The organism is Haloarcula pelagica (genome assembly GCF_030127105.1).
GTDB lineage: Archaea > Halobacteriota > Halobacteria > Halobacteriales > Haloarculaceae > Haloarcula > Haloarcula pelagica.
Genome location: NZ_CP126161.1, coordinates 2,480,671 through 2,506,166, shown reverse-complemented (window position 1 = coordinate 2,506,166; position 25,496 = coordinate 2,480,671). Strand labels below are relative to the sequence as shown.

The following is a 25,496-nucleotide window of genomic DNA, read 5'->3' as shown; positions in this document are numbered from 1 at the left end:
AACCGCTTAAGTCGACGCCTCCCCGAAGGGCGATTATGACCGTTTCGGCACGTGACCACCGGCCGGAGGGATCAGTGTGAGTCTGCAGGCGCCGATCGCCTCGGACCACCAGCTCACCCGACTCCTCCAGATCGGCGTCGTCCTCGAAGAGGTCGTCGAGGCCCGCTCGCAGAAGCACGCGCGGGCCAGCGACGAGCCACTGGAGCCGGCAGTGGCCGAGTTGCTGGACCACGCCGCCGCCGAGTCGGCCGACCACCGCGAACGCCTCGAAGCACTCGTCGACGAGCTGGACGCCGATACCGTTCCGTTCGACGAGATCGAAATGCTCGTCGAAGCCCAGTACGAGACCGACGAGGACTTCGACGGGATCCTCTACGACCAGTTGTGCAACGAGGAGACCGCCTACAAGTTCTACGACGATCTCATCGAGGCGATCGAGACCTCCGACGCCGAGTTCAGTATCGACCGTGAGCGGTTGCTGACGGTACTCAGAGAGATCCGCGAAGAAGAAGCCGACGGCGTCGAGGAGGTCACCGAACTGATGGAGGACCACGGATGAACACACAAGCCCAGTATCTGAAAGCGATCTACCTCGTCCAGGACCAGTCCGACGGCCCGGCGTCGACCGGCGACGTGGCCGACCTACTCGACGTGAGCCCCGCCAGTGCCAACGAAATGATCGGGAAGCTCGAAGACCGGGGCCTCCTGGAGCACGAGAAGTACAAGGGCGTCGATCTGACCGACGACGGCATCAAACAGGCCAGAGACGCGCTTCAGAACTACTGTATCATCGAGCGGTTCCTCGTCGAAGTGCTCGAAGTCGAGGAGTTCCGCACCGAAGCCAAACAGCTGGAAGGCGTCATCGACGAGACCGTCGCCGAACGCCTCGATACGATCATCGACCGGGAGCCGCAGTGTCCGGACTGTTTCGACGCGGAAGACGATGTCTGTGGCCTGCTGGAGACGGAAGCCGAAGTAATCAGCGACTGATACTCGAAGCGTTCAAGTGCGTTCCGGGGATTTGTGTTTCTGTCGAACGACGGAGTCCCGTGGTGTAGTGGCCAATCATAAGGGCCTTTGGAGACGGTCGGGATCACCCGAGCGTCGAAGACAGCCCTTGACGGCGGTTCGAATCCGCCCGGGACTACTTCTCCCGAACGAAAGTGAGCGGGAGTCGTCCCTGCGGATTCGAACCCTACGAGAGGAGCGAAGCGAGTCTCGCATCGGTTCGAATCCGCTCGGAGGGACGAGTTCCCCGTTGCACTCCGCAAGAGAGTGTAAATAAATCGAATTATTCCGTATTACGGTACATGTTTCAACGATCAATCAGAGAGATTTGTGCAGCATCCTAAGTTCAACGAGGATTGGTTCAATCCGAACGCGGACCTCCCGTACGCTGTTGAACCGGGCGAGGTCCGAGCAGCTATCAAGGAGTTCTACGACTTCTACGGCGACCTGAATCAGTTCCTGCTGCGGGAAGGACACGGACGCATCGAAACTGTTCTGCGGGCGAACAACGCACTCTCGGACTTCATCGGTAACGTAGCGACCGAGGAACTGGCACAGGCCAGCGATACACTCATAATCAATCAGAAACAGGATGGGTTCCCCGACATCCTCCCGGTAGACAACGAACAGTACGCTGAACAGGACTACGAGGTGCACCACGGTGAGGAGGGTATCGAAACGAAGTGTTCGAAGTCGAACGGCGGCTGGCAGGCCCACAACAACGAGGAGGCGTGGTTCATCGTGTTCCGCTACGAGCGCGGCGACCCTGAAGACGACGTTGACGAAATGGATCCGATCCGGTTGGTGCAGGTTCTCGCCGGGAGTTTGAACGAGGACGACTGGTCTCATTCGGGCCGGAACGATGACTCGCGCCGGACGATCACGTCGTCTATCATCTCGTCGGGGATGTACAAGCTCCGGTCGAATCCGGTGTACGAAGATCCCGCGGCTATCACGGGCCGCGGTGAGGAATTAGTCGAATACAAGCAACGGCACGCGCAGTTCGATCCGACCTTCGCAGACGAACACCCGGAGTACGTGACGGAGCAGACGACACAGGGTGAGAACTGATGGAAGGACCGCAGTTCCATGAACGGTAGCAATGAACGGGAATGATGACGGACGAATGTTTGGCGATCAGTTCGACGAGGCGCGTTTCAAACAGGGTCAAGCGGCAGACGAGATCGTTCGGTCGGTGCTGAAAGACGCATTCAAGGCGAGAAACGTCACGGCTGTCGAAGGCGAGGAAGCGTTCGACAACTTCGCCGAGAACAAGGCGATACGCCAGATCATGGACTACTCCGGCATAGATTATCTCGTGGACACGTTCGACTCTCCTGCTTTTGGGGTGAATCACCGGAACCATTTCAACGAGCGGGCGTCGAGATTCGACATTCGGGTGGAGACGGGTTCGACAGCTCCGTCAGAGTTGGACAAGCTGCGAAAAGCTGACCCGTGGGACATCGTGCCGAAGTACGCCACTCGGATGAAGATACCCGATGACGACGTGGAGTGGTTCCGGATCGTCGATTTGGCCGCGTTCGTCGACGCCATCGAGAACGACGGATTGGAACCAGATATGGAGTGGGACGACTGGGACAGTGGCGTGACAGCCTGGATGTATGACTACGAGGACCTGCGTGAGCGAGAGATAGTCGTCGCCGAGTTCGAACCCTAACTGAAATCGGAGAGTGATTGCGACTCGGTACGGTGTGCCGTCACGTCGTCTCGCTGTTCGATCTCTGTCGGCACTTTTGTGAGTTCAGGGATAGCCTCCTCTGCCATCTGATAGAAAGTTTCGTCCAGTTCGATTCCGACCGCATCGTAGCCGAGTGCGTGGGCTGCCGCGACAGTCGATCCACTTCCCATGAACGGATCGAGAATTGTCCCTTCACGAAGGGGAAGCGCGGCGTGACAGAGCTCCCGCATCAGCTTCTGGGGCTTCAGATTCGGATGGGCGACCCGCTCTTCCTCGTCGCCCGGATGGGCGTCCTTGACGATTTCTGTCTCTTCTTTCGGAGTCTTTCCGTTTCCGAGTAGATCTGTAAAGGGCCGATCATCAGATTCACGCCGGAGACCGCCCGTTTGCCACTCCGACAGATTGTCGTCTAAACGCCCGTCGAACGGTTTGCGGTAGAGGAGCCACGGCTCCCAGTAAACGCGTGGCATCGACGACACGTTCTGATACTCGGGATGGTCGTGCGCGCCTTTCGGGCGGTCGCCGCCTCGGAGGGTCTTCGTCTCACGGACAAGAACATCACGCCGCTCCAGCCCTGCTGCGTCCAGTTGCTTTGAGACCTCGTGCATCAGTAACTGCGTCGTCGCGAGAAAGACATGCCCACCCGGACGAAGAACACGTTCGACGGCTTCTCCAAACGTCTCGAAGAAGTTTCGAAGCTTGTCTTTGTCGTCCGCCGTGAGTGTCGTGAACCGAGGGAGTGGCTTGCGCTTGTTTCCGTCCAGTTCGGGAGGAATCCGCCAGACACCACCGGTTCCCTCACGCATTTTCTCGACATTCGCTGTTTCGAACTCTACGACACCATACGGCGGATCGGTCACAATAGCATGGACCGAGTTGTCCTCGAACTCCTCGGGTAAGACTCCGAAAGAGTTGCCCTGGTAGAGCTCATATCCCATCGTTTGAGTCATCTCGCTCATAGCGTCTTAGGCTCTATCCTTCTGTTTGTCACAAAAGTGTAAGTATTTTGAGCTAAAACATAAGTATTCTCATGTGTTAGAGGAGCTATCTCGTCAGTAAGATGGGTCAGGTTGAGGACGATGCGTCGTTCGTTGTACGGTCACCGCACCGTACGATGGTGCTTCGACGACTCGCCGAGGGGGCGGCGATCCCTGCACAGATACGGGAGGATACCGGGCAGGAGTATAGCCGCATCAGCGAGGCCGCTGGTACGCTCCGCGAGCGCGGCCTTATCGACCTCGTCGTCGATGACGACACGAAACGCGGACGACTGTATTCCATCACCGACCGAGGCGACGACGCGCTACAGTTTATGGACGAAAACGGGATGCTAAGCGACGGTACGAGCTTCGAACGACGGTGAACTCGCCCCTCACGCGAAGTCGATCTCGAACCCGTGGGCAGCGATGTCTTCGATCGTCGCGTCCCAGCCGCCGACGGTGAGCGTGCCGTCGTCGGTTTCGATCTCGAACTGCACGATGTCCGGGAGGATCGCCGTCCCTTCGAGTCCCGGTGGATCGACGGTGTAGTCACCGATGGTCCCCGTCCAGGTGTCGCGCTGGCCGGTATCGACCTCGTGGCCCTCGACCGTCGCGGTCAGGGTCGTCTCGTCCTCGAACGACGCAGAAAGTGCCGTCAGTGCCTGCCAGGGCGTCAGGAACCGCATCGGGAGCGTGTAGTCGGTCTGGATCGGGGGCGATCCCAGCCAGAACTGCTCGCCGTACCGGCGAAGCATATCGACGATATTGTCGTCGTCGGTCGCGAGCGCCTGGCGGTCCATCGACGGAACCCCGACCCCGCGAAACACACCGTACGAACGGTCGGCAGCGACGATCGTGTCTGCGCGGGTCCGATAGCGGACCTGAAGATCGTCGGGATACGCGAGGTTCTCGATCGCCGCCCGGTCCGGCGATTGGACCACCAGACGGACGGTAACGCCGCGGTCGAGGGCCGCGTCGAGTTCCGCCTCGACAGCCTGATACCACGGACGCGGCAGCGAGAGAAACAGCCACCAGTCCGCGCTCTCGATCGCGCTGGCCACGTGGCGCCGGACCGACGCCTCGTGTGTGAGAGACGTGACGAACCCGGCAGAAGTCGTGACCTCGGCGAACCGCTCGGAGAGCGTGTCGGTGGCCGTCTCGAACGTCGATTCGAACTGGGCGACCCGCTGGCGTTTCAGCGCCGTCAGGCCCGATTTCGGTGGGACCGCCACGGCCTGCTTCGCGTCGCTCCCCTCGTGGACTTCCACGAGGCCGACCTGCTGGAGGTCGTCGACGACATCGTAGATACGCTGTACGGGGACCTCGGCTTCCTCCGCGAGGTGCGTGAGTTCGGCTGTTCCCAGCGTCACGACTGCGATATAGCTCCGGGACTGGTACTCGGTCAGTCCGATCTCGCGGAGCGACTCGACGAGGTTGTCGTCCATCTACGACACCCCCGACTGACCTTGGTGGGAAACAGCACGCCACAGCGAGTCCATAGTGGTGACCGATTCCGCGTATGCAAATAGTTTCGGTCGGATCACGGGCGATATATCTCTTCACAGAAGCACGTGCAGCGGGTCAGAAACCGGGACCGGGACTGTCCGGCGGGCTGAAGCGGGCCGTGGCCTCGGACAGTCGCCGACCGTTGGAGTGCCGAGTCTCACTTAACTAAACACGACCGGACTACGCGGCAGAATCGTTCACCACTGTCGGTGGTGAACAGTTGGGATCGACGAGAGTTTATATATCAGGGTACCGACTTGTCGCTCATGGATTCCGGAGAGATGGTAGTGCGAGCGGTCGTCGACCGGGTGGCAGCGCGCGAGGGTGTCGACCCGGTATCACTCGACCCACCCCTACACGCAGCAATCGATACGGACGCGCTCTCGACGCTGTTCGGAAGCCAGGAGACCGACGGCGAGACAGTCGTCCAGTTCACCTACCAGGGGTACCGGATCACAGTCGGCGGGCCGGAAAGTATCCGCGTCAGCGATCCGATCCAGGAACCGGACACGGCGTTGTAGCACCACACGGCGGCGTCGGTACCGACCGCGGTTTTCATCCTCCGGGAACGGAGAGCCGGGTTTTTGTCCGGACAGATCGAACACGCGACTATGGAGCACCTGCACATCCCGATCGACGGCGGGTTCGTGCCGGCTCACCTGACGACCGGCTTCCCGGCCGGCGATATCCTCGTCGGTGTCGGTGTGGCCCTGGTGCTGTTTGGCCTGTACTACCGGCTGGTCCTCGAACCGGCACGTCGGGAGGCCACCGCACAGCCGCCGTCGGCGTTCGACGACACCGGCGACTAGAGGTACGCCGCGTCCCACCGGAGCGGCTTCCGGACGTTACCGCAGTTGTCACACTCGATGCGCCCCATCGAGTCCATCGCGTTGGCCAGCGTGTTGCAGTTGCTACAGAAGTAGCCGTATCTATCCTCGCCCGTCTCGTCGGCGAAGACCACCTGAAACGGCGCGATAGACCCTCGTTCGTGGTTGTCGTGGTCTACGTAGACGGTCCGACCGTTCCCGTCGTCGAGTGGTTCGCGGCCCCACTGTTCGGCCTCGGAGTAGATGTTCTCGACGTAGGTGCGGCCGTCGATCTCGACCTGTTCCGTGCCGACGTGTTCGAACCCACGCTCCGTGTAGAACGTGTTGCCCTCGACGTTGTCTTCGAGGACGCGACCGTGGAGATTAGATGCGCCCCGCTGCTCCAGATGAGTCCGCGTGGCGTCGAACAGTTCTGAGGCGAGTCCTTCGCCCCGGTGTGCCGGGTCGACGTGGATCCACAGGAGCGTGCCGGTGTCGTCGGCCGCGACGACGCTCTCGGAGAAGCCGACGACCTGCTCGTCCCGTTCGACGACGAGCAGGAGTCGATCGCCGTCGGCCAGCGTCTCGGCGAGTCGCCCCTCGTCGTACCACTCCTCGATGGCGCTGGTGATAGCCTGTGGCCCCAGGGAGTACGACGCCTGGAGCGATCGCCGTGCCACGTCCCTGATCGCTGGTCTGTCTGCGGGTTCTGCTGGTCGGATATCCATGTGTCAATCGTCGGTATGGATCGGTATAAACGTACAGCCCGCCACCCCCGTCCGGAGAGCGACAGCGTCGGAAAACTAGTACGTCCACTATTTCATTATATTGTGCTGTTTTCGTCCGAGAAAGCCTTATATATCTGGACAGAGTTGCTTCGAATAGACGTGGAGGTGAACAGATAGGAACACAGCTGCCCGCGACACACCATCGAGGCAGAGGTTGTGCTGTACCGCCTGTCCGTCCGACTTGTCGTCAGGGTACCACGCTCGCTCAACCATCGTGCGTTTCGGTACCCGCGCGGTTTTACGTGTCGCTGTCACCGATCAGTCGACAGCGCCTGCCGTCCCGCCGAAGACATGAGCCTGTCGTAACGCTAAAGAGTCGAACGTGCCTTCCTAGCTATAAGATGAATATCGGAATCTGTCGGCGGAGGTGGTTCTGTGGGCGTCGAAATTAGGGAGTCACCAGTTTCGGACGAGGAGTTCGAAGCCATGCAGGTGTTCGTCCACGACTATCTGACTGCCAGTGTCGAGAACGAGGACGAGGGCGGCCGGATGCGATGGTACCCCTGGCACTCGGCGGAGTATCGGTTCAACCACATCCTCAACGTCGTCGACCTGGCGACGAAGATCGCCCGTCAGGAGGGTGCAAACGTCGACGTGACGCGAGTCGCCGCACTGTTTCACGACATCGCGAAACTGGAGGCCGAGCAGGACGTACACGCCGAAGCCGGCGCGCGTATCGCCCGCGAGTATCTGCACTCACACGGCGACTACCCCGAATCGTTCGTCGAACAGGTGTGTGCAGCCGTCGCCGATCACTCCTATCAGGGTGACCTGACCGACCTCCCACTGGAGACTCAGTGTCTCATCGAGGCGGACATCCTCGACAAGGTCGGCGCGAACGGGACGGCGCTCATGTTGTTGCGCATGGGCTACGAGGCCCGCACGCACATGGACGCCGCCGAGATGGTCGACCGGGTGATCGAACGCGGCTACGACGCACGCGAACGTGTCGAGAGCGACACCGCCGAGTCGATCGTCCACAAACGGCTCAAACGCACCCGCTGGTTCCAGGAGTGGCTCGAACTGGAGGTCGCCGAGATGGACGCCGACGACGCTCTGGACGACGTGGCGACCGGGATGGGCGACTCATAGCGCCTCGAACAGGAACAACACACCCGATCCCGCGAGCACGAGCGCGCTCGCCCACGCGACGACCGGTGCGAGCCGTTCGACACGCCGCCGAGCAGCGGTGATCGCCGCCGGAAACCCCGTTATCCAGACGGCGATGCCGCCGAACAGTCCCGCGAGCAACACGGGATGGCCCGTCTGGACCACCAACAGGCCCGCCAGGTCCGTCCCGACGACCGGGAGCGACGCGAGGACATCCACGCTCCCGTCCTCTAGCAGGCCGATACCGACGGTGAGCCAGAACGCGACCTGATAGGGGTTGGTCAGCGCGAGCACGAACGCCTTCCGGAACCCCTGGCTCTGTTCGGCCACGTCGGCCTCGGCGGTCGAGAGGGTGTTTGCCTCCCGGACGGCGCCGTAGGCGAACCAGAGCATCAGGAGGCCGCCGCCGGCGATCATCACCCGCCTGAGTCCGGGCGTGTCCGTCACGATCGTCGCGGCGCCCAGGAGGGCCAACACGAAGAAACACGCGTCGGCGGTCATCGCACCGAGGCCGGCGGTGAACCCGGCGCGCCACCCACGTACCGCGCTCTCTTCGGCGATGACCGCGTTCATCGGTCCGGGCGGGGCCGCCAGCGCGAGGCCGAACAACACGCCGCCGGCGGCTGTCGGAACGAGTGTCAGAACGCCGAGCACCGGAACAGTCCAGAGATACATCTACAGTCGGGAAAATCGAGAGAACAGTGGTCGCAGATTACAGCTTGCCGGCCTTCTGCAGCTTCATCAGGTCCTCGGTGTCGAGGGTCTCGCCTTCCTTGAACTTCTGGTAGATCTCTTCGGCCTCCTCCTTGGCGGCCTCCTGCTTTTCCTCGCGGGCGGAGCGTTCCTGTTTCTCCTCTTTCTTGTCCAGTTCGCGCAGGCGCTTCTGGACGCGGACGAAGTCCTCGTGGTGCTGGTCGGCGGCTTCCTGGGCCTCGACGAACTCCTCGTGCTTCTCGTCGGCCTCGTCACGGATCTCGTCGGCCTCGCGGTAGGCCTCGATCATCTGGTTGTGGTGCTTCTGGGCCTCGTCGGCCAGTTCCGTGACTTTCTGGTGGTGCTTCGAGGCTTCCGAGCGGACCTCTTCGGCCTCGGCCTTGAGCTCTTCGAGGTCGTCGGTCTGATCGAGCTTCTCCGTCTTCTCCTGGAGTTTCTCGCGTTTCTCCTCGATCTTCTCGATGAGCTCTTTCTCGTCCTCCGAGGAGAGCACCTCGGTCTGTTGCTTGAACTCGAGGTCCTCGATCTCGTCTTTGAGCTCGTCGACGGACTTGCCCTCGTCGAGTTCGAGATCGTTCTTGAGGCTGTCGACCTTGTCGAACAGCTCGTTGGCCTTCGCGTTGAGCTCGTTGCGCTTGTCCTTGTGCTCTTGGACCTGCTCGTTGAGCTCGTCGCGCTCCTCGCGGTGTTCCTGTGCCTCGTCGACCTTCTCGCGCGTCTTCGCGTTCAGGTCGTCGCGGCTGGAGGCCCGCTCGGAGGCCATCTGGTTCAGCTCGTTGCGTCGGTCGCGGAGCTGACCGGCGAGTTTGATGAGCTCGCCCTTCGATTTGTTTTCGAGATCCTCTTCGGTTACTGTGACGTTTTTCGATTCGTCTATCGAGTCTGCCATTGTTGAAACCTCTATGCCATCACCGCTTCCGGATAGACAGTCGATCCGCTAGTGAGGGGCTGACGCCAATAACAAGGGTTCCCTCTCATGTTGGGCGGAAGGCGATACTGCCTGAACGCGGAAGCGTTCTGGTAGTTCAACATACCGGGGGGAGTTGTTTAAATATTCCGGTGCAACAGATACCGTGGTTTCGGCTCACACACCTGGCAACGGGCGCGTGAAGTATTGACACAGATATGGAACAATATATAAACTCGGTCGTGTCAGACGCCACTTTCACTTTCACTCCGGGGATGGCTCGCATTGACATAGCTGTCGGCCCTCCGGAAGAATATGCTGGACGAACTCGACGACCTCCGGACCCCGACCTGTGAGCACGAGGCGTGTGACCGTTCGCTGGGTGAGCCAGCACTCGTCTTCCGAACCGAAAGCGGGTGTCGGGCGGCCTACGAATGCCCGTGTGGTGCGGTGACAGTGACCGTCATCGGCCCCGAGTCCGCGCGCTAAAGTGCGTCGCCGGCCCAGCACGCGTATGAACGAAGTCGTCCACGCGAGCGGTCACGAAAACGTCAGCGCCGAACACGGAAGCACGCTCGAGGTCACCAGCGACGACTTCCTCACCCCCGCCGGGGACTGCATCCTCGGTATCGAGGCCGACCGCGTCCCGGGGGCGTTCGACGGCGAGTTCGTCGCGGCGTGCCAGGACGGGGCGGCGACGATCACCGCGACCTTCGAGGCCGGCGGCCACAGCGTCGTCGTCGAAGGGAGCGGCCACCCGGACCTGACCTTCGAGGACGACCGCAGCCACGTCCTCCGAACCAGCGACTACGTCGACGATCGGACCGTGATGGTCGAGGCGGACGCCGCCGCCGGCGATCTCGACCGCGCTCTCGTCGACGCGCTCGCGGCCGGTGCCGACCTCACGATGACCCTCAGCGTCGACGCCTGATCGTCAGAACGCGGTTTCAGGACCGCGGCGGGAGTGGCGGTTCGGCCGGTCGCTTTTGCCCTTCGAGTCCGACAAACGGGTATGGACGATCCCGAACCGGAACGCAACATCAGCGGGGGCGCTGCGGGCGGTGGCACCGAACAGGGGTTCGACCCCGCCACCGCCGGGACCCGTGCCGAGGCGGTCGTCGACGCGCTCGGCGAGCTGTACTGGCAGAAACGCTACGGCGGCCGGGACGGGTTCGAGTGTCTCGTCCGGACGATCCTCAGCCAGAACACCAGCGACAAGGCGAGCCAACCGGCCCACGACGCGCTCGTCGATCGGTACGGCGGCGGCGACCTCGTGGCTGCCCTCGCGGACGCCGACCAGCAGGAACTGGCCGAGACCATCTCCGCAGCGGGACTGTACAACCAGAAATCGGAACGGATCGTCGCCATCGCCGAGCTGATCCGCGAGGAGTACGGCGGCGAGGGGGCGTTCGACACGTTCGTCAAGGACGGCGACCCCGACGAGGTCAGGGAGCGACTGCTCGATTTCAACGGCGTCGGCCCGAAGACTGCCGACTGCGTGTTGCTGTTCGCGGGCGGCCGGGGCGGCGTCTTCCCCGTCGACACCCACGTCCACCGGATCGCCCGCCGGATGGGACTGGCCCCGGCCGACGCCGACCACGAGACGGTCCGGGAACACCTCGAAGCGGCCGTGCCGGCCGAGAAATGCGGGTTCGGCCACACCGCGATGATCCAGTTCGGGAGGGAGTACTGCCGCGCGCGCAAGCCCGCCTGCCTGGACGACCCCGACGCCTGTCCGCTGGCGGAGTACTGCGACCAGGTCGGTGTCTATCCGGCCAGCGGCGAGGTCGTCGATCCGGCCGAGGCGAGCGACTGAACCCCCCGCAGACCTGTCAGGACGTTCGGTGGCCCCAGCGGCGCCCGTCGTCGGCGTAGCGGGCCGAGACGATCCGGTTGAACTGGTCGTCCGAGAGCGAGAGCTCGACCGCGCCGACGTTCTCGTCGAGTTGCCCGACCGTGCGGGCGCCGACGATCGGGACACAGGTGAAGTCGTGCTGTTCGATCAGCCAGCGGAGCGCGACCTGTGCCGGCGTGGCGTCGAGGTCGGCAGCGACCGCACGGAGTTCGTCCAGCACGTGCCAGCCACGCTCGGAGAGGTAGTAGTCCTCGAAGGAGTCGTAGATGTCGCCGCGGGCGCCCTCGGGCCCCTCGAACTGCGTGGGGTCGTCGGGGTCGGCCCGCTCGTACTTCCCGGTGAGGAACCCACCCGCAAGCGGCGAGTACGGGCAGACCGCGATGTCCTGATCGGAACACACGTCGAGGTACTCTTTCACGTCGTCCCGGTAGCCGGCGTGAAAGAGCGGCTGGGTGACCTCGAACCGTTCGAGTCCTTCGACATCTGACTTCCAGAGGGCCTTCGTGAGCTGCCAGGCGGCCATCGTCGAGGCACCGAGGTAGTTGACTTTCCCCTCGCGCACGAGGTCGTTCAGCGTCCGCAACGTCTCCTCGATGTCGCTGTGCTCGTCCCAGCGGTGGATGTAGTAGAGATCCAGATAGTCGGTCCCGAGGCGGTCCAGGGTCCCCTCGACCTGCGCGCGGATGTGTTTCCGGCCCAGTCCGGAGTCGTTCGGACCCGGCTCGCCCCAGCCGTCGAACGGGAAGTACACCTTCGAGGCGACGACGAAGTCCTCGCGGTCGTGGTCGTCGAGCCACTCCCCGATGTACTCCTCGCTGAGTCCGTTTGGCGTGCCGTAGACGTTCGCGGTGTCGATGAAGTTGATTCCCCGTTCCCAGGCCGCGTCCAGCAGTTCGTGGGCCTCCTCACGGTCCGTCTCGACGACGCCGCCGGTCTCGCGGCCGAAGCGCCAGGTGCCAAAACAGAGCTTCGAGACGGTCGTCCCCGTCGATCCGAGGCGTGTGTACTCCATGTGCGAGCCGACGGCCGGTCGACGCAAAACCGTTGCCCCCGGTCACTCCCTGGCCTGCCACCAGCAGGCGGCGACTCCGCCAGTGACGAGCGAAAACGCCAGCAGGGAGAGGTTCGGGATCGTCAACAGTCCGAACAGTCGGTACTGGACGGTGGCACAGCTGACGACGCCGACCGAACACGTCGTCTGTGTCACCTGGAGCCAGGAGTGATACGCCGCCAGGCCGAGTCCGAAGACGGACAGGGGCAGGACCGTCCGGGCGACCGCGGGTCGTTCCTCGACGGCGGCGACACCGAGGACGACCACGAGCGGGTACATGAGGATCCGCTGGTACCAGCAGAGCCGACACGGCGTCAGTCCGAGGCCGAGCGAAAAGAAGAGGCTGCCAGCCGTGGCGACGGTAGCCACGACGGTCGCGACGGTCAGCAACAGCCGCGGGGACCGGGCAGCGTCGGCGCGGGACATACCGGTGCTGTCGGCGGACGGGTCAAAAGCGTTCCCGGTCTGGCGGCGCCACAGCGAAGGCGGCGGCCGCCGATATCCGTGTATGCAGATCACACAGACGGTCGTCCGGACGGAGTACGACTGGGTCCGCGAGCGCGCGCCGGTCGTGGTCCCTCTCGTCAACGAGACACGGAGTCGGTTGGGCGAGCAGTTCGGCGTCGACGTGTCGTCGGTCTCGGTCGAGGAGTACGACGACTGCATCGAGGCCGTCTTCGCCGACGGCGACCGCGCGGTCAACGTCGCGGCACTGACCCGACTGTTGCGAACGCTGGATGTCGACGACGACTACCCGGGGTTCGTGGTTGACGAACTCCTGGGTCGGGAACTGGCGGCGATGATCGCCGGCGACCAGCCGCTCAGACTGCTGGCCGAGGCGACGTTTCACGTCGCGGATGTCCACACGCACGGACGCGAGGGCGACGCCGCCGGGGCCGACGACCTCGATGCGGCCCTCGCGGCGGGCACCCAGACCAGGATTCCGGGGTGGCCCTGGCGCGAGGGGGCGAGCCCCTTTGCCGTCGAGTAGCTGGCGAACCCGTCCAACCTTTTTATCGCCCCCCTTCGACCGCCCGATATGGATACGATCGGGTTCATCTGCGAGCGTACCCATCCGGTGTTCTGGCCGGTGGCCGAGCGCCTCGCAGCGCGGGGGTTCGACGTGCGGTTTTTCGAGCCGGGCGAGCGGATCACACGCGCCGAGATCGGGGAGCTGGCGGCGCTGGTCAACAAGAAGATCAGGCCGGAGTCGTTCGCCGCCCTCCACTACGCCGACCGGATCGGCGTCCCGACGTGGAACGGCTTCTTCGCGACGACCGCGCTCTCGTGTCGGCTCGTCGCGCTCAACGCCTTAGAGGCGGTCGGCTGTCGGGTCCCCGCGGTCCACTTCGAGAAACCGCCGAGCGAGTACGTCGCGAAGGGACGGTACAGCTGGACCGGGTCGCCGACGCTCGGCGGAGAGGGGGATTTCTACCAGGAGCGCGTCCGAGCAGCGCCGATCGACTACAAGTACTACGCGGTCGACGACGGCCGCGAGACCCACGTTCGCGTGCTCACCGCCCGGTCGAAACTGACCGAGCAGAAGGAACTCGTCGGCGAGGGCGACGTGGATATCACGCTCGCGGCCCAGGTCCGCGAACTCCTGGACGAGTTCGGCGCACGCGCACTGGGCGTGGACTTCGTCCGCGGCGAGGAGGAGTTCTACGCCGTCGATGTCAACCCCGCGCCGAGTTTCACCGGGACCGGAATGGAGCGGCGCATCGCCGACTCGATCGCCTCGCTGACGACCATCGGCGCCTGAGCTACCACTCGACCCGACAGAGCACGCCCTCGCTGCCGTCACGAAGGTCGTGGTAGTGGACGGTTACCACGCCCGCGTCGGCGTCGATGTCGAGCCAGCGGAGGTCCCCGTCGTACTCGGGGTCGCTCTTGCCGAAGTGACGGGCCAGAACGTGAGTGACTCCGCCGGTTTCGTGGGTCGCACGACCCCGATCCGGGGAGTAGTGGCCGCTGTTGACGAGCACTGTCTCGCCCCGTTCCAGCCGGCGCTGGACGGCGGGGTAGTTCAGCGTGTACCGATAGGCGCCCGTCCGCCCCTGGTTCCAGTTGTCCAGCCCCGGGAACTGTGTCAGCGGCGTGTGACAGTAGACGAACGTCGGTACCTCGCTGTCGGCGTCGAACAGGCGATCCAGCAGGGAGAGCTGTGGCGCGGTGACGAAGTTCTGTGTCTGATACAGCGCGTGGTAGCCGGCGCTCGGGCTCGAATCGAGGAAGACGTGTCGGACCCCGCCCTCGCGGGTGGCCCAGAACCGCGGGTGGTCCTCGGCGTCGAACACCGCCTGAAACGCCGACAGCGGACGGTCGTGGTTGCCCCGGATCACCCGGTAGGGCGCGTCGAGCGCCTCGTCGAACAGCCGCTTCACTCGCCGGAAGTCCTTGCGGTAGTACTGATCCTCGGCGTCGCCGTGCCAGGTGCCCCAGCCGACACGCTCGGTCGTCTTCGAGGCCAGCGACCGCAGATCGCCGCCCAGGAGCGTCCAGTCGACGCCGTTCTCGTTGAGGATCGCACAGCCACGGCGGGCGCGCTCGGCGCCGTCGTAGGCCCGTCGCTGCCCGCGCGTGACGTGAACGTCGAACAGCAGTCCGACCCGCATCGTCACTCCGAGAACAGCTGGACGGCGGTCCCCCGATCGACCGTCGCGGTCCCGTCCTCGACGCGTGCTCTGAGCGTGAACCCACCGTAGACCTCCCGGCCGTCCCTGATCGCGTCGGGATCGTCGGGCGCGACCTCGACCATCGGCGTCTGGAGGTCGCCGGTGCGTGTCAGGTCGACCTCGGTCTCGTAGTGGTCGCCGTCGAGGTGGCGCTGTGTGAGCCACAGCGACAGCGTCGCGCCGGTCTCGACGGAGACGTGCCCGACGACGTTGAGGTACAGCGGTACGTCGTCGTGGCCGCCCAGGTACGGCAGTGTGAACCGACTGCGCTGGAGCGTGACGTACTTGCCCGTCTCGACGGACCAGTCGGCGTCTCCCGGTCCGTCGGCACCGGGTGCGGGGCCGAGCGGCCACGAGGTGACCAGTTCCGGCCCCCCGGTCCGGGGTCGGTAGTCTCGTGAGGCCAGCCCCGAGGAACTGGCGTCGAGTGGTGACGGTCGGGTCCCGTCGTCCGAGGAGCCGTTCGTGTGACGTTCTGTCATACGAGGAAATCCGGGGGCGTGGGCCTTCAGTGTGGGTGCCGGGCCGAAGCGTAGTGGGTTTGTACCCCCCGTGTCAGAGTACGGGTATGAGCGGCGAGCAGGAACTCGGTATCACCGAGTCCAAAGAGTACGCGACCGGCGAGTGGTACGCCGAAGTGGTACAGAAGGCCGGCCTGGCGGACTACGCGCCCATGGGCGGGTTCATCGTCACACGCCCCCGCGGGTACGCCATCTGGGAGCACATCCAGGACCACCTCGACGGCTGGTTCAAGGACACCGGCGTCGACAACGCCTACTTCCCACTCTTTATCCCCGAATCGTACCTCGAACGGGAGAAAGACGTGGTCGAAGGGTTCGACCCCGAGGTGGCGTGGGTGACCCACGGCGGCCACGACGAACTCGAAGAGCGCCTGGCCGTGCGCCCGACCAGCGAGTCCATCATCGCGCCCTTCATGGCGCAGTGGACCCGCTCCCACCGAGACCTCCCGATGCGGCTCAACCAGTGGTGTTCCGTGGTGCGGTGGGAGGCCACCGAGACCAAGCCGTTCTTCCGGACCAAGGAGTTCCTCTGGCAGGAGGGCCACACCGCCCACACCGACGAAGACGGCGCGTGGGACGAGACGATGACCCGGCTGGACCAGTACGCTCGCCTCTACGAGGACGTGATGGCGATGCCGCCGCTGAAGGGGCGCAAACCAGACCACGACAAGTTCCCGGGTGCCGACACCACCACGACCGTCGAGACGCTGATGCCCGACGGGAAGAGCGTCCAGGCCGCGACCTCTCACTACCTGGGGACCTCCTTCGCCGAGGCGTTCGACATCACCTACGCCGACGAGGACGAGGAGGACACGACCGCCCACACGACCTCCTGGGGGCTGTCCTGGCGCGCGATGGGCGCGCTCATCATGACCCACTCCGACGACCAGGGGCTCGTGCTCCCGCCCGCCGTCGCGCCGACCCAGGTCGTCGTCGTCCCCATCTGGCAGGAAGACACCAAAGACGACGTGATCGAGTACGCCGCCGACCTGGCCGCCGAACTGGAGGAAGCCGGCGTCCGCGTCGACCTCGACGACCGCGAACACCGCAATCCCGGCTTCAAGTACAACGAACACGAGCTCAACGGCGTCCCCCTCCGCGTGGAGGTCGGCCCCCACGAGGTCGAAGACGAGGAGGCGACGCTCGTCCACCGCCCCGACGGCGAGAGCGAGAGCGTCGACCGCGAGGGCATCGCCGGGACAGCACGGGATCACCTGGACACCGTCCACGCGAAACTGTACGCAAGCGCCGAGGAGACGCTGGACGGCGAGATCCGCGAGGCCGAGTCCCGCGAGGAGATTTTGGGGACGATCGGCCAGCACGGCGGCTACGTCAAGGCCGGCTGGTGCGGTGACGAGGAGTGTGAGGAGCCGATCAAGGACGCCATCGCCGCCGAGATCGTGATGGTGCCCCTGGACCGGGACGAGGAACCCATCCACGACGAGTGTGCCATCTGTGGCGAGGACAGCGAGGAGACGGCGTACTTCGCGAAGTCCTACTAGCCTACCGTCTTCGACTGTGGGTTCGAGTGTGCCGAAGTCGAGCGTTCGACCCCTGATCAAAGACGTGGGCGGTTCGCTCGTCGCGGAGCGGCGACGCGAACCCGACGATGAAAAAGGTGGTATGTGGTGAGCGTCCACTTAGTCGTATGACCGACTCAGTGCCGGCCGACGCCAAGGCGGAAGTCGCCCAGGCAGTACGGGCCGCGCTCGCGGAACACGGCTACGCGCGGCTGACGACCGCGAAGATCGCCGCCGAGTACCCCAAAAGCGAGGCGGGTCTGTACTACCACTTCGACTCGAAAGACGAGATGATCGCGGCCTTCCTCGAATACGCCGCGGGAGAGTTGGCCGACGAACTGGCCGATATCGGTACCGACGACCCCGAGACGCGCCTCCGAGCGGCCTGTGAGTACCTCTTCCTGTCGCCGGGCGAGGAGGGAGCCGGGGTCCACGTCGCCGTCATGGAACTGCTCTCGCACGCGCCCCACAACGAGACCCTGCGGGAGCCGTTGCTGACCCTGGAGTCGGCGACGCTGGAGACGCTCACGGCGATCGTCCGCGACGGCGTCGAACAGGGGGTGTTTCGCTCAGTCGACCCCGAGGCGACGGCGGCGTTCCTGCTGGCCGCGGCGGACGGTTCGACCGGCTTCCACACCGCACTGGAGATGGACGTAGGGGAAGCGATCACGACCGGCTGGTCGGGATACGTCGACTGTCTCCTTGCCGACGCGTGACCCGGCGCGGGGAGTGAGTACCGTCCATAGGTGAAAAGTGAGTGCTTACTCAGTAGCTTTATTATCCCGCTCACGGAACCGAGGAGACGATGATCACGGTCTCACTGATCGAAGAACTGACCCTCGGCGTGCACATCTTTGCCGGGTTCGTCGCACTGGGCGGGGGACTCGGTGCGTTCGTCACCGCCAAGGGCGGGCGTCGGCACCGTCGATTCGGGATCGCCTACGTCTACGCGATGGCGGTCGTCTCCGGAACGTCGCTGCTCCTGTACGTCATCGAGCCGGTCTCGTTTCGCCTGTTTCTCGCGCTGGTCGCGATCTTCAGTTTCTACTTCGCGTACTCCGGCTATCGGGTCCTCTCGCGTAAGCGACCGACGGACGCGCCCGGCCGACGCGACTGGGTCGCGCTGGGACTGTTCGGCGTGGCGAGCGTCGGGCTGGTCGTCGTCGGTGCCCTGTGGTATCTCGACGGAAACGGGTTCGCGCCGGTGATCCTGGTGTTCGGGACGGTGGGGACGGCGTTTGCAGCGGGCGATCTCCGATCGTTCGGAACACCGCCCGAATCCGGCGAGTGGATCGGACAACACGTCACGCGGATGGGCGCCGGCTACATCGCCGCGGTCTCCGCGTTCTCGGCCGTGAACTTCCTCTTCCTGCCAGCCGTCGCCAGATGGCTCTGGCCGACGGTCCTCGGGACGCCGCTACTGGTCTACCTTGGCCGGACGTACACACAGCGGTTCGGGCCGGCCGAGTCGACGTAGTCGGGAAGAACTGTGGGGTAGGGAGCGTGTGACCTTCTCCATGCCCCCAGGCAAGAGTCACCACCGATAGTATATAAAGTGGCGTCAGACCAGAGTCATACAAACGGAAGACGGCGGACAGATTGGGCGGCTATCACGACGGAACGACGAGCGACGCGGTTGACGCCGAGTATAATGTGTATAAGGTACATAATTTTGACCATACGTCACCCTATTCCTATACCACATTTATTGCCAGTTTTCTATTAAAGTTGGAATAGCTTCGAATACTTTATGTACTGTACTGGACAGTCGTCCAAATATGGGCAAGGCAGTCAACCCGTTCGAGAGTTTCCAGGAACAGGTAGACGAGGCCGCGAGGTACCTCGATGTCGACGAGGGCATGCTCAACCGGCTGAAAAACCCGGAGCGAATCCTCGAAACGAACCTCTCCGTGGAGATGGACGACGGCTCCATCGAGGTCTTTCGTGCGTACCGCTCACAGTTCAACGGTGACCGCGGCCCCTACAAGGGTGGCATCCGGTATCACCCGGGCGTCTCCCGCGACGAAGTGAAGGCGCTGTCGGGCTGGATGGCGTACAAGACAGCGACAGTCGGCATCCCGCTTGGCGGTGGGAAAGGCGGAATCATCATCGACCCCACCGAGTACTCCGAGGACGAACTCGAACGGATCACGCGGGCCTTCGCCGAGGAACTGACCCCGATCATCGGTGTCGACCAGGACATCCCGGCACCGGACGTGAACACCGGTCAGCGCGAGATGAACTGGATCAAAGACACCTACGAGACCCTCGAAAACACGACCGAACCCGGTGTCATCACCGGGAAGGACATCTCCAGCGGCGGGAGCGAGGGGCGCGTCGAGGCGACCGGCCGCTCGACGGTCATCGCCGCCCGCGAGGCGTTCGACTACCTCGGGAAGGACATCGCGGACGCGACCGTCGCCGTCCAGGGCTACGGCAACGCGGGCTGGATCTCCGCCAAACTCGCCGAGGAACTCGGCGCGACGGTCGTCGCCGTCTCGGACTCCAGCGGCGGAATCTACGACGAAGACGGGCTGAGCGCCGTCGACGCCAAGAGCCACAAACGCGAGACGGGAAGCGTCGTCGGCTACCCCGGTGCCGCCACCGAGATCACGAACGACGAACTCCTCCAGCTCGATGTCGACCTGCTGATCCCGGCCGCCCTCGAAAACGCGATCACCGAGGAGATCGCCGAAGGCGTCGAGGCGGACGTGATCTCGGAGGCAGCCAACGGTCCGGTGACGCCCGACGGCGACGACGTTCTCGCCGAGAAAGACACCCTGATCGTCCCGGACATCCTCGCGAACGCCGGCGGGGTCACCGTGTCGTACTTCGAGTGGGTCCAGAACCGACAGCGGTTCTACTGGGACGAGGAGCGCGTCAACGAGGAACTGGAAGCCATCATCGTCGACCAGTTCGAGACCCTCGTCGAGGCCTACGAGGAACACAACCTCCCAAGCATGCGCGTCGCGGCGTACGTCGTCGCGATCCAGCGCGTCGTCGAAGCGGCCGAACAGTCCGATATCTGGCCCTGACCGACCGCGACGACACGACCGTGGGCACGGAACCCTTCGGTTCGCTCTCGAACTGAACGTACGTCGTATTTACATAAAATAATTTAACAGCCCGACAAATTTATACCACGGGCGTTGGTATCAACACGCATGGACGATATCTTTGTCGGCCGACTGATGTCCTCACCTGTAACGACCGTCGCCGCGGACGCGTCCGCCGAGTCGGTCGCAGAGCGGATGCTGGACGAAGGGATTAGCTCTGTCGTCGCCGTCGACGACGAGAACCACATCGAGGGGATCCTCACCTCGACCGATTTCGTCCGGATCGCGGCACAGGGCGGTCGGACCAGCGCGGTGACGGTCGCGGACCACATGAGTACCGAGGTCGTGACGGCCACCGCGAACGACCCCATCCAGCACGTCGCGGACCTGATGATCGACCACGCGATCCATCACGTCCCCGTCGTCGACGAGACGGAAGGCGTCGTGGGGATCATCACGACGACCGATCTCACCGCCTACCTCTCGGGTATCGAGGAGCCGTCGCCCACTCGGGTCACGACCTGAACCCATCCTGATCGCGACAGCGGGCCTCGGGGGCCGTGAGGAACCGACAACAATAGGCAATTATCGTGCATAATATATATGCCCTAATTTGGGGTTTAAGAACACTTATACCTTGAGGGACACCCTCTTGTGCCCGTTTTCCAGAGACCTATGCACATATGGTTGAGCGACCTACGGGTGAGTCTGCGGGTGAGGCCGGGCTCGCGGACCCCACGGACGCGCGGTCGAACTGTGGCGTCGGGGTAGTAATGGACCTCGACGGCGACAGCGACCACTGGGTAGTATCGGACGGACTGGACCTTCTGGAGAACCTCGAACACCGAGGGACGACGGGGGCCGAGAAGAACACCGGCGACGGTGCCGGGATCATGCTGCAGACACCGCACGACTTTTTCGCCGAGGAGGTCGACGCAGACCTCCCCGCACCCGGCGAGTACGCCGTCGGGACGCTGTTTCTACCGAGCGACGAGGACGAGGCGGCCGCTCTCAAACAGCTCGTCGAGTCGAAACTGGCCGCCGAGGACCTCGCGGTCGTCGAGTGGCGGTCGGTGCCGACGGACAACGACGGGCTGGGCGAGACCGCACTGGAGTCCGAACCCGAGATCGTCCAGTGTTTCGTCACCAGCGAGACCGGCGCGACCGGGACCGAGTTCGACAATCAACTGTACGTCGGCCGGCGCGCGCTGGAGAACGCGGTCGAGTCCGAGGAGCCGGCGGGCCACGAGCGGTTCTACGTCGTCTCGCTGGCGACCGACGTAGTCGTCTACAAGGGGCTGCTGACGGCCGAACAGCTCCCCGACTACTATCCGGATCTCGCCGACGAGCGGCTCGATTCGACGTTCGCGATGGTCCACGCCCGGTTCTCGACGAACACGCTGGGCGCGTGGCACCTCGCACACCCCTACCGCCGGATCATCCACAACGGCGAGTTCAACACCATCCAGGGCAACATCAACTGGATGCGCGCCCGGGAGACGGACATCCAGAGCGATGCCTTCGGCGAGGACATCGAGACGATCAAGCCGATCATCGACGACCCCGAGCAGTCCGACACCGCGAGCGTCGACAACGCGCTCGAACTGCTGCTCCAGGGCGGGCGTGACCTCCCGCACGCGCTCCGGATGCTCATTCCCGAGGCGTGGCGCGGCGAGATGAACAACGTCTCCGGTGACCGCCGTGACTTCTACGACTACCACGCCTCCCTGGTCGAGCCCTGGGACGGCCCCGCACTCGTCGCGGCGACCGACGGCGACCGGATCGGCGCCGTGCTGGACCGGAACGGGCTGCGCCCGTGCCGGTACGACGTGCTGGAGGACAACACGCTCGTGATGTCCTCGGAGGCCGGCGCGCTCGACCACGACACCAGCGAGATCAGCGAACGCGGACGCCTCCAGCCCGGCCAGTGTTTCCTCGCCGACCCCGAGGAGGGGCGCGTGATCCCGGACGCCGAGGTGTTCGACGAGATCACCGACGAGAAGTACGGCGAGTGGGTCGATCAGGAGCAACTGGACATGGCGGACATCACCGACAGAGCGGACAACACGCCACAGGGCGAGGTCGGTGGTCTCCGGAGCCAGCAGGCGATGTACGGCTACACGTACGACGAGGTCGACCACCTCATCGAGCCGATGGCCGAGAAGGGGAAAGACCCGGTCGGCTCGATGGGCGACGACACGCCGCTGTCGGTGCTCTCGCAGTTCAACCGCCCGCTGTTTACCTACTTCAAGCAGCTGTTCGCCCAGGTGACAAACCCGCCCCTCGACTACATCCGCGAGGAGCTCGTCACCTCGATGGAGTCCCGACTGGGCTTCCAGCGTAACCTGCTTGACGAGAGCTCCGACCACGCCCGCCAGCTCGTCCTCGACTCGCCGATCCTCACCGACGACGAGACAGGAGCGATCAAGGAGCTGGGGTCGTCTGCCGACGCGAACGGCATGTCGACGAAGGTGCTCGACATGACCTACGATCCCGACACGGACCTGGAGACCGCCGTCGAGGAACTCCGGTCGACCGCCGACTCGGCGGCCGAGGAGCACGACATCCTCGTCCTCTCGGACCGGGCGGCCGGCGACGACCGGGTCCCGATCCCGTCGTTGCTCGCGGTCGGTGGCATCCACCACCACCTCGTCCGCAACGGCCTACGCAACCACGTCGGCCTCGTCGTCGAGTCCGGCGATCCGCGTGCGGTCCATCACTTCGCGACGCTGATCGGCTACGGCGCGGGCGCGGTCAACCCCTACCTGGCCTACCAGACCATCGAGGACCTCGTGGCCGGCCCGGACGGCGCGGACTTAGAGCAGTCGATCGACGCCTACGTCGGCGCCGTCGAGGACGGCCTGCTGAAGACGATGGCCAAGATGGGCATCTCGACCGTCGAGTCCTACCAGGGCGCCCAGATCTTCGAGGCCGTCGGGCTCTCCTCCGATTTCATCGCGGAGTACTTCGAGGGGACGACCTGCCGGACCGAAGGGATCGGTATCGACGACATCGAGGAGGACCTCCGCCAGCGCCACGACGTGGCCTGGAGCGAAGAAGAGCCGGAGATGCCCCGCCAGGGCGAGTACGAGTTCCGCTCGAACGGCATCCACCACCAGTGGAACCCCGACACGGTCGGCAAGATCCAGCAGGCCGTCCGCACGGGCGACTACGGGACGTACAAGGAGTTCGCCGGGCTCATCAACGAGCAAAACGAGCAACTCCAGACGCTTCGCGGGCTGCTCGAACTGGACTCGGACCGCGAGTCCATCCCGGTCGAGGATGTCGAGCCAGTCGAGGACATCGTCACGCGCTTCGAGACGGCGGCGATGTCGCTTGGCTCACTCTCGCCGGAGATGCACGAGAACAACGCCATCGCGATGAACCGACTGGGCGCCAACGCCAACACCGGCGAGGGCGGCGAACCGCCCGAACGCTTCGGTACCGAGAAGGAGTGTACCACGAAGCAGGTCGCCTCCGGCCGCTTCGGCGTGACCTCCGACTACCTGGCCTCGGCCGACGAACTCCAGATCAAGATGGCACAGGGCTCGAAACCCGGCGAGGGCGGTCACCTCCCCGGGATGAAGGTCAACGAGATGATCGCCCACGTCCGGTACGCGACTCCGGGCGTCGGCCTCATCTCCCCGCCGCCGCTGCACGACATCTACTCCATCGAGGACCTCAAACAGCTTATCCACGACCTGAAGGCGAGCAACCCGGAGGCCGACATCAACGTCAAACTGGTCGCCGAGGACGGCATCGGCACCATCGCGGCCGGCGTCGCGAAGGCAAACGCCGACGTGGTCCACATCTCGGGCCACTCGGGCGGCACCGGCGCCTCGCCCAAGACTTCGATCAAGAACGCCGGCCTCCCCTGGGAACTGGGCGTCGCGGAGGCGAACCAGATGCTCCGGGCGACCGGCCTGCGCTCGCGCATCAAGATCACGACGGACGGCGGGATGAAGACCGGCCGGGACGTTGCCGTCGCCGCGCTGCTGGGCGCCGAGGGGTACACCTTCGGGACCGCCTCGATGGTCACCTCGGGCTGTGTGATGGCCCGGCAGTGCCACGAGAACACCTGTCCGGTCGGCGTCGCGACACAGAACGAGAAGCTGCGCGACCGGTTCCCCGGCGAACCCCAGCACGTCATCAACTACATGACCTTCGTCGCCCAGGAACTGCGGGAACTGATGGCCGACCTTGGCTTTGCGTCGATCGACGAGATGATCGGCCGTGCCGGTGTGCTCCAGATGCGCGACGATGTCGAACAGCCCAAAGCGAAGAAACTCGACCTCTCGTCGGTCATCGCCGAACCGGACGGCGACGACGGGCGCTACAAGCAACGCGAACAGACTCACGACATCGACGCACAGCTGGACTGGGAGCTGATCGAGGCCGCCGAGCCGGCCATCGAGACCGGCGAACCCGTCGCCATCGACACCGAGATCGACAACGTCGACCGCGCGGTCGGGGCGACGCTCTCGAACCGGATCTCCCGCGAGTACGGCAAACAGGGGCTGGCCGACGACACCGTCCGGATCGACGCGGCCGGGACCGCCGGCCAGTCCTTCGGCGCGTTCCTCGCGACCGGCGTGACGATGGATCTGACCGGGACGGCGAACGACTACGTCGGCAAGGGCCTCTCGGGCGGGAAGCTCATCGTCAACACGCCCGAGGAGGCGTCTTACGCGGCCGACGAGAACATCGTCATCGGCAACGTCGCCCTCTACGGCGCGACCCGGGGCGAGGTGTACATCAACGGCCGGGCCGGCGAGCGCTTCGCCGTCCGCAACTCCGGGGTCAAAGGCGTCGTCGAGGGCGTCGGCGACCACGGCTGTGAGTACATGACCGGCGGCGCTATCGTCGTCCTCGGGGACACGGGCAAGAACTTCGCGGCCGGGATGTCCGGCGGCGTCGCCTACGTCTACGATCCCGACGGGAGCTTCGCCGAGCAAGCGAACACCGGCATGGTGACCGTCATGGACGACCTCGAAGGCAAGGACCGCCAGATGATCACCCGCCTCGTCGAGAACCACGCCGCCTACACCGACTCCGACCGAGCGGCCGAACTGCTGGAGGAGTGGGACGCGGTCGTCGAGAACTTCACGAAGGTGATGCCCGACGCCTACGCCGAAGTGATCGCGGACCGCGAGCGCGACGACGTGCGCAACGAACCGCCGGCCTCGGCCACCGCGACGGCCGACGCCACGGAGACGGACTTCGCGGCCTCGACCGACGACTGATCGCGGCTCGCCGGACGAGCGCGTCGAGGGCCGCACGACCCCACTCGTTTTCCCGCC

General features: G+C 64.4%; 28 protein-coding genes and 1 tRNA gene. 20 read left to right on the top strand and 9 right to left on the bottom strand.

Annotated features, from left to right (window positions below; translation table 11 throughout):
• Nucleotides 1-76 precede the first annotated feature (76 nt).
• From P1L40_RS13185 to P1L40_RS13165, 5 genes are all read left to right on the top strand, one after another.
• A complete protein-coding gene (locus P1L40_RS13185) occupies nt 77-559 on the top strand; it encodes a ferritin-like domain-containing protein (protein WP_284007636.1) in 483 nt (160 codons plus the stop codon).
• Nucleotides 556-990 (top strand): metal-dependent transcriptional regulator, encoded by a 435-nt coding sequence (locus P1L40_RS13180; RefSeq protein ID WP_284007634.1) that lies wholly within the window; start codon nt 556-558, stop codon nt 988-990. Before P1L40_RS13185 ends, P1L40_RS13180 begins: the two co-directional genes overlap by 4 nt.
• A 53-nt stretch (nt 991-1,043) precedes the next feature.
• A tRNA-Gln gene (locus tag P1L40_RS13175) sits at nt 1,044-1,147 on the top strand.
• Between the two features lie 191 nt (nt 1,148-1,338).
• Nucleotides 1,339-2,079, top strand: coding sequence for a hypothetical protein (locus P1L40_RS13170; RefSeq protein WP_284007632.1), 741 nt, complete (start codon nt 1,339-1,341; stop codon nt 2,077-2,079).
• 55 nt (nt 2,080-2,134) lie between these two features.
• Complete coding sequence (locus tag P1L40_RS13165) at nt 2,135-2,686, top strand: hypothetical protein (protein ID WP_284007630.1); 552 nt, start codon at nt 2,135-2,137, stop codon at nt 2,684-2,686.
• On the opposite strand, the gene P1L40_RS13160 is transcribed toward P1L40_RS13165, so the two are convergent.
• Complete coding sequence (locus tag P1L40_RS13160) at nt 2,683-3,666, bottom strand: DNA-methyltransferase (RefSeq protein WP_284007628.1); 984 nt, start codon at nt 3,664-3,666, stop codon at nt 2,683-2,685. The two genes, P1L40_RS13165 and P1L40_RS13160, sit on opposite strands and share 4 nt — an antisense overlap.
• Nucleotides 3,667-3,767: 101 nt before the next feature.
• On the opposite strand from P1L40_RS13160, the gene P1L40_RS13155 reads away from it, so the two are divergent.
• A complete protein-coding gene (locus tag P1L40_RS13155) occupies nt 3,768-4,070 on the top strand; it encodes a helix-turn-helix domain-containing protein (protein ID WP_284007626.1) in 303 nt (100 codons plus the stop codon).
• Between the two features lie 9 nt (nt 4,071-4,079).
• On the opposite strand, the gene P1L40_RS13150 is transcribed toward P1L40_RS13155, so the two are convergent.
• Nucleotides 4,080-5,132: a TrmB family transcriptional regulator gene (locus P1L40_RS13150; protein ID WP_284007624.1), complete on the bottom strand. Its 1,053-nt coding sequence runs from the start codon at nt 5,130-5,132 to the stop codon at nt 4,080-4,082.
• A gap of 327 nt (nt 5,133-5,459) precedes the next feature.
• On the opposite strand from P1L40_RS13150, the gene P1L40_RS13145 reads away from it, so the two are divergent.
• Nucleotides 5,460-5,714, top strand: a complete 255-nt coding sequence (locus P1L40_RS13145) for a HalOD1 output domain-containing protein (protein ID WP_284007622.1) — start codon at nt 5,460-5,462, stop codon at nt 5,712-5,714.
• A gap of 90 nt (nt 5,715-5,804) precedes the next feature.
• Nucleotides 5,805-6,002, top strand: coding sequence for a hypothetical protein (locus tag P1L40_RS13140; RefSeq protein WP_284007620.1), 198 nt, complete (start codon nt 5,805-5,807; stop codon nt 6,000-6,002).
• Here the strand turns inward: P1L40_RS13140 and P1L40_RS13135 are convergent.
• Entirely contained in the window at nt 5,999-6,727 is a 729-nt protein-coding gene (locus P1L40_RS13135; protein WP_284007619.1) for a GNAT family N-acetyltransferase, read from the bottom strand. The two genes, P1L40_RS13140 and P1L40_RS13135, sit on opposite strands and share 4 nt — an antisense overlap.
• Before the next feature lie 435 nt (nt 6,728-7,162).
• On the opposite strand from P1L40_RS13135, the gene P1L40_RS13130 reads away from it, so the two are divergent.
• Nucleotides 7,163-7,879: an HD domain-containing protein gene (locus tag P1L40_RS13130; protein ID WP_284007617.1), complete on the top strand. Its 717-nt coding sequence runs from the start codon at nt 7,163-7,165 to the stop codon at nt 7,877-7,879.
• On the opposite strand, the gene P1L40_RS13125 is transcribed toward P1L40_RS13130, so the two are convergent.
• Together P1L40_RS13125 and P1L40_RS13120 are read right to left on the bottom strand one after the other, a co-directional pair.
• Nucleotides 7,874-8,572, bottom strand: a complete 699-nt coding sequence (locus P1L40_RS13125; protein WP_284007615.1) for a LysE family translocator — start codon at nt 8,570-8,572, stop codon at nt 7,874-7,876. The genes P1L40_RS13130 and P1L40_RS13125 overlap by 6 nt on opposite strands.
• A 37-nt stretch (nt 8,573-8,609) precedes the next feature.
• Nucleotides 8,610-9,500, bottom strand: coding sequence for a coiled-coil protein (locus tag P1L40_RS13120; RefSeq protein ID WP_284007613.1), 891 nt, complete (start codon nt 9,498-9,500; stop codon nt 8,610-8,612).
• A gap of 333 nt (nt 9,501-9,833) precedes the next feature.
• On the opposite strand from P1L40_RS13120, the gene P1L40_RS13115 reads away from it, so the two are divergent.
• From P1L40_RS13115 to P1L40_RS13105, 3 genes are all read left to right on the top strand, one after another.
• Nucleotides 9,834-10,007 carry a hypothetical protein gene (locus P1L40_RS13115; protein WP_284007611.1) on the top strand — a complete coding sequence of 58 codons (174 nt, stop codon included), beginning with the start codon at nt 9,834-9,836 and terminating at the stop codon, nt 10,005-10,007.
• 25 nt (nt 10,008-10,032) lie between these two features.
• Nucleotides 10,033-10,449, top strand: a complete 417-nt coding sequence (locus tag P1L40_RS13110; protein ID WP_284007610.1) for a DUF371 domain-containing protein — start codon at nt 10,033-10,035, stop codon at nt 10,447-10,449.
• A gap of 81 nt (nt 10,450-10,530) precedes the next feature.
• Nucleotides 10,531-11,334 (top strand): endonuclease III domain-containing protein, encoded by an 804-nt coding sequence (locus P1L40_RS13105; protein ID WP_284007608.1) that lies wholly within the window; start codon nt 10,531-10,533, stop codon nt 11,332-11,334.
• Between the two features lie 16 nt (nt 11,335-11,350).
• On the opposite strand, the gene P1L40_RS13100 is transcribed toward P1L40_RS13105, so the two are convergent.
• Both P1L40_RS13100 and P1L40_RS13095 read right to left on the bottom strand, forming a co-directional pair.
• The gene (locus tag P1L40_RS13100) at nt 11,351-12,385 is read right to left on the bottom strand and encodes an aldo/keto reductase (RefSeq protein WP_284007606.1); all 1,035 of its coding nucleotides are present in this window, start codon (nt 12,383-12,385) and stop codon (nt 11,351-11,353) included.
• Nucleotides 12,386-12,427: 42 nt separating this feature from the next.
• A complete protein-coding gene (locus P1L40_RS13095) occupies nt 12,428-12,850 on the bottom strand; it encodes a disulfide bond formation protein B (protein WP_284007604.1) in 423 nt (140 codons plus the stop codon).
• Between the two features lie 82 nt (nt 12,851-12,932).
• Here P1L40_RS13095 and P1L40_RS13090 point away from each other — a divergent pair, with 82 nt between their 5' ends.
• Nucleotides 12,933-13,415: a DUF7984 family protein gene (locus tag P1L40_RS13090; protein ID WP_284007602.1), complete on the top strand. Its 483-nt coding sequence runs from the start codon at nt 12,933-12,935 to the stop codon at nt 13,413-13,415.
• Nucleotides 13,416-13,463: 48 nt separating this feature from the next.
• Nucleotides 13,464-14,186 carry a hypothetical protein gene (locus tag P1L40_RS13085; RefSeq protein WP_284007601.1) on the top strand — a complete coding sequence of 241 codons (723 nt, stop codon included), beginning with the start codon at nt 13,464-13,466 and terminating at the stop codon, nt 14,184-14,186.
• A gap of 1 nt (nt 14,187) precedes the next feature.
• Here P1L40_RS13085 and P1L40_RS13080 read toward each other — a convergent pair whose 3' ends face one another.
• Both P1L40_RS13080 and P1L40_RS13075 read right to left on the bottom strand, forming a co-directional pair.
• A complete protein-coding gene (locus P1L40_RS13080; RefSeq protein ID WP_284007600.1) occupies nt 14,188-15,039 on the bottom strand; it encodes a metallophosphoesterase family protein in 852 nt (283 codons plus the stop codon).
• Nucleotides 15,040-15,041: 2 nt separating this feature from the next.
• Nucleotides 15,042-15,581, bottom strand: coding sequence for a hypothetical protein (locus tag P1L40_RS13075; protein ID WP_284007599.1), 540 nt, complete (start codon nt 15,579-15,581; stop codon nt 15,042-15,044).
• 86 nt (nt 15,582-15,667) lie between these two features.
• Here P1L40_RS13075 and proS point away from each other — a divergent pair, with 86 nt between their 5' ends.
• The 6 genes from proS (at nt 15,668) to gltB (ending at nt 25,439) form a co-directional block, all read left to right on the top strand.
• Nucleotides 15,668-17,122, top strand: a complete 1,455-nt coding sequence (gene proS / locus P1L40_RS13070; RefSeq protein ID WP_284007598.1) for a proline--tRNA ligase — start codon at nt 15,668-15,670, stop codon at nt 17,120-17,122.
• Between the two features lie 146 nt (nt 17,123-17,268).
• Nucleotides 17,269-17,856, top strand: a complete 588-nt coding sequence (locus P1L40_RS13065) for a TetR/AcrR family transcriptional regulator (protein ID WP_284007596.1) — start codon at nt 17,269-17,271, stop codon at nt 17,854-17,856.
• Nucleotides 17,857-17,945: 89 nt separating this feature from the next.
• Nucleotides 17,946-18,617 carry a DUF2306 domain-containing protein gene (locus P1L40_RS13060; RefSeq protein WP_284007595.1) on the top strand — a complete coding sequence of 224 codons (672 nt, stop codon included), beginning with the start codon at nt 17,946-17,948 and terminating at the stop codon, nt 18,615-18,617.
• 301 nt (nt 18,618-18,918) lie between these two features.
• A complete protein-coding gene (locus P1L40_RS13055; RefSeq protein ID WP_284007594.1) occupies nt 18,919-20,175 on the top strand; it encodes a Glu/Leu/Phe/Val family dehydrogenase in 1,257 nt (418 codons plus the stop codon).
• 129 nt (nt 20,176-20,304) lie between these two features.
• A complete protein-coding gene (locus P1L40_RS13050) occupies nt 20,305-20,721 on the top strand; it encodes a CBS domain-containing protein (RefSeq protein ID WP_284007592.1) in 417 nt (138 codons plus the stop codon).
• Nucleotides 20,722-20,879: 158 nt separating this feature from the next.
• On the top strand, nt 20,880-25,439 hold the full coding sequence (gene gltB / locus P1L40_RS13045; RefSeq protein ID WP_284007590.1) for a glutamate synthase large subunit: 4,560 nt from the start codon (nt 20,880-20,882) through the stop codon (nt 25,437-25,439).
• Nucleotides 25,440-25,496 lie beyond the last annotated feature (57 nt).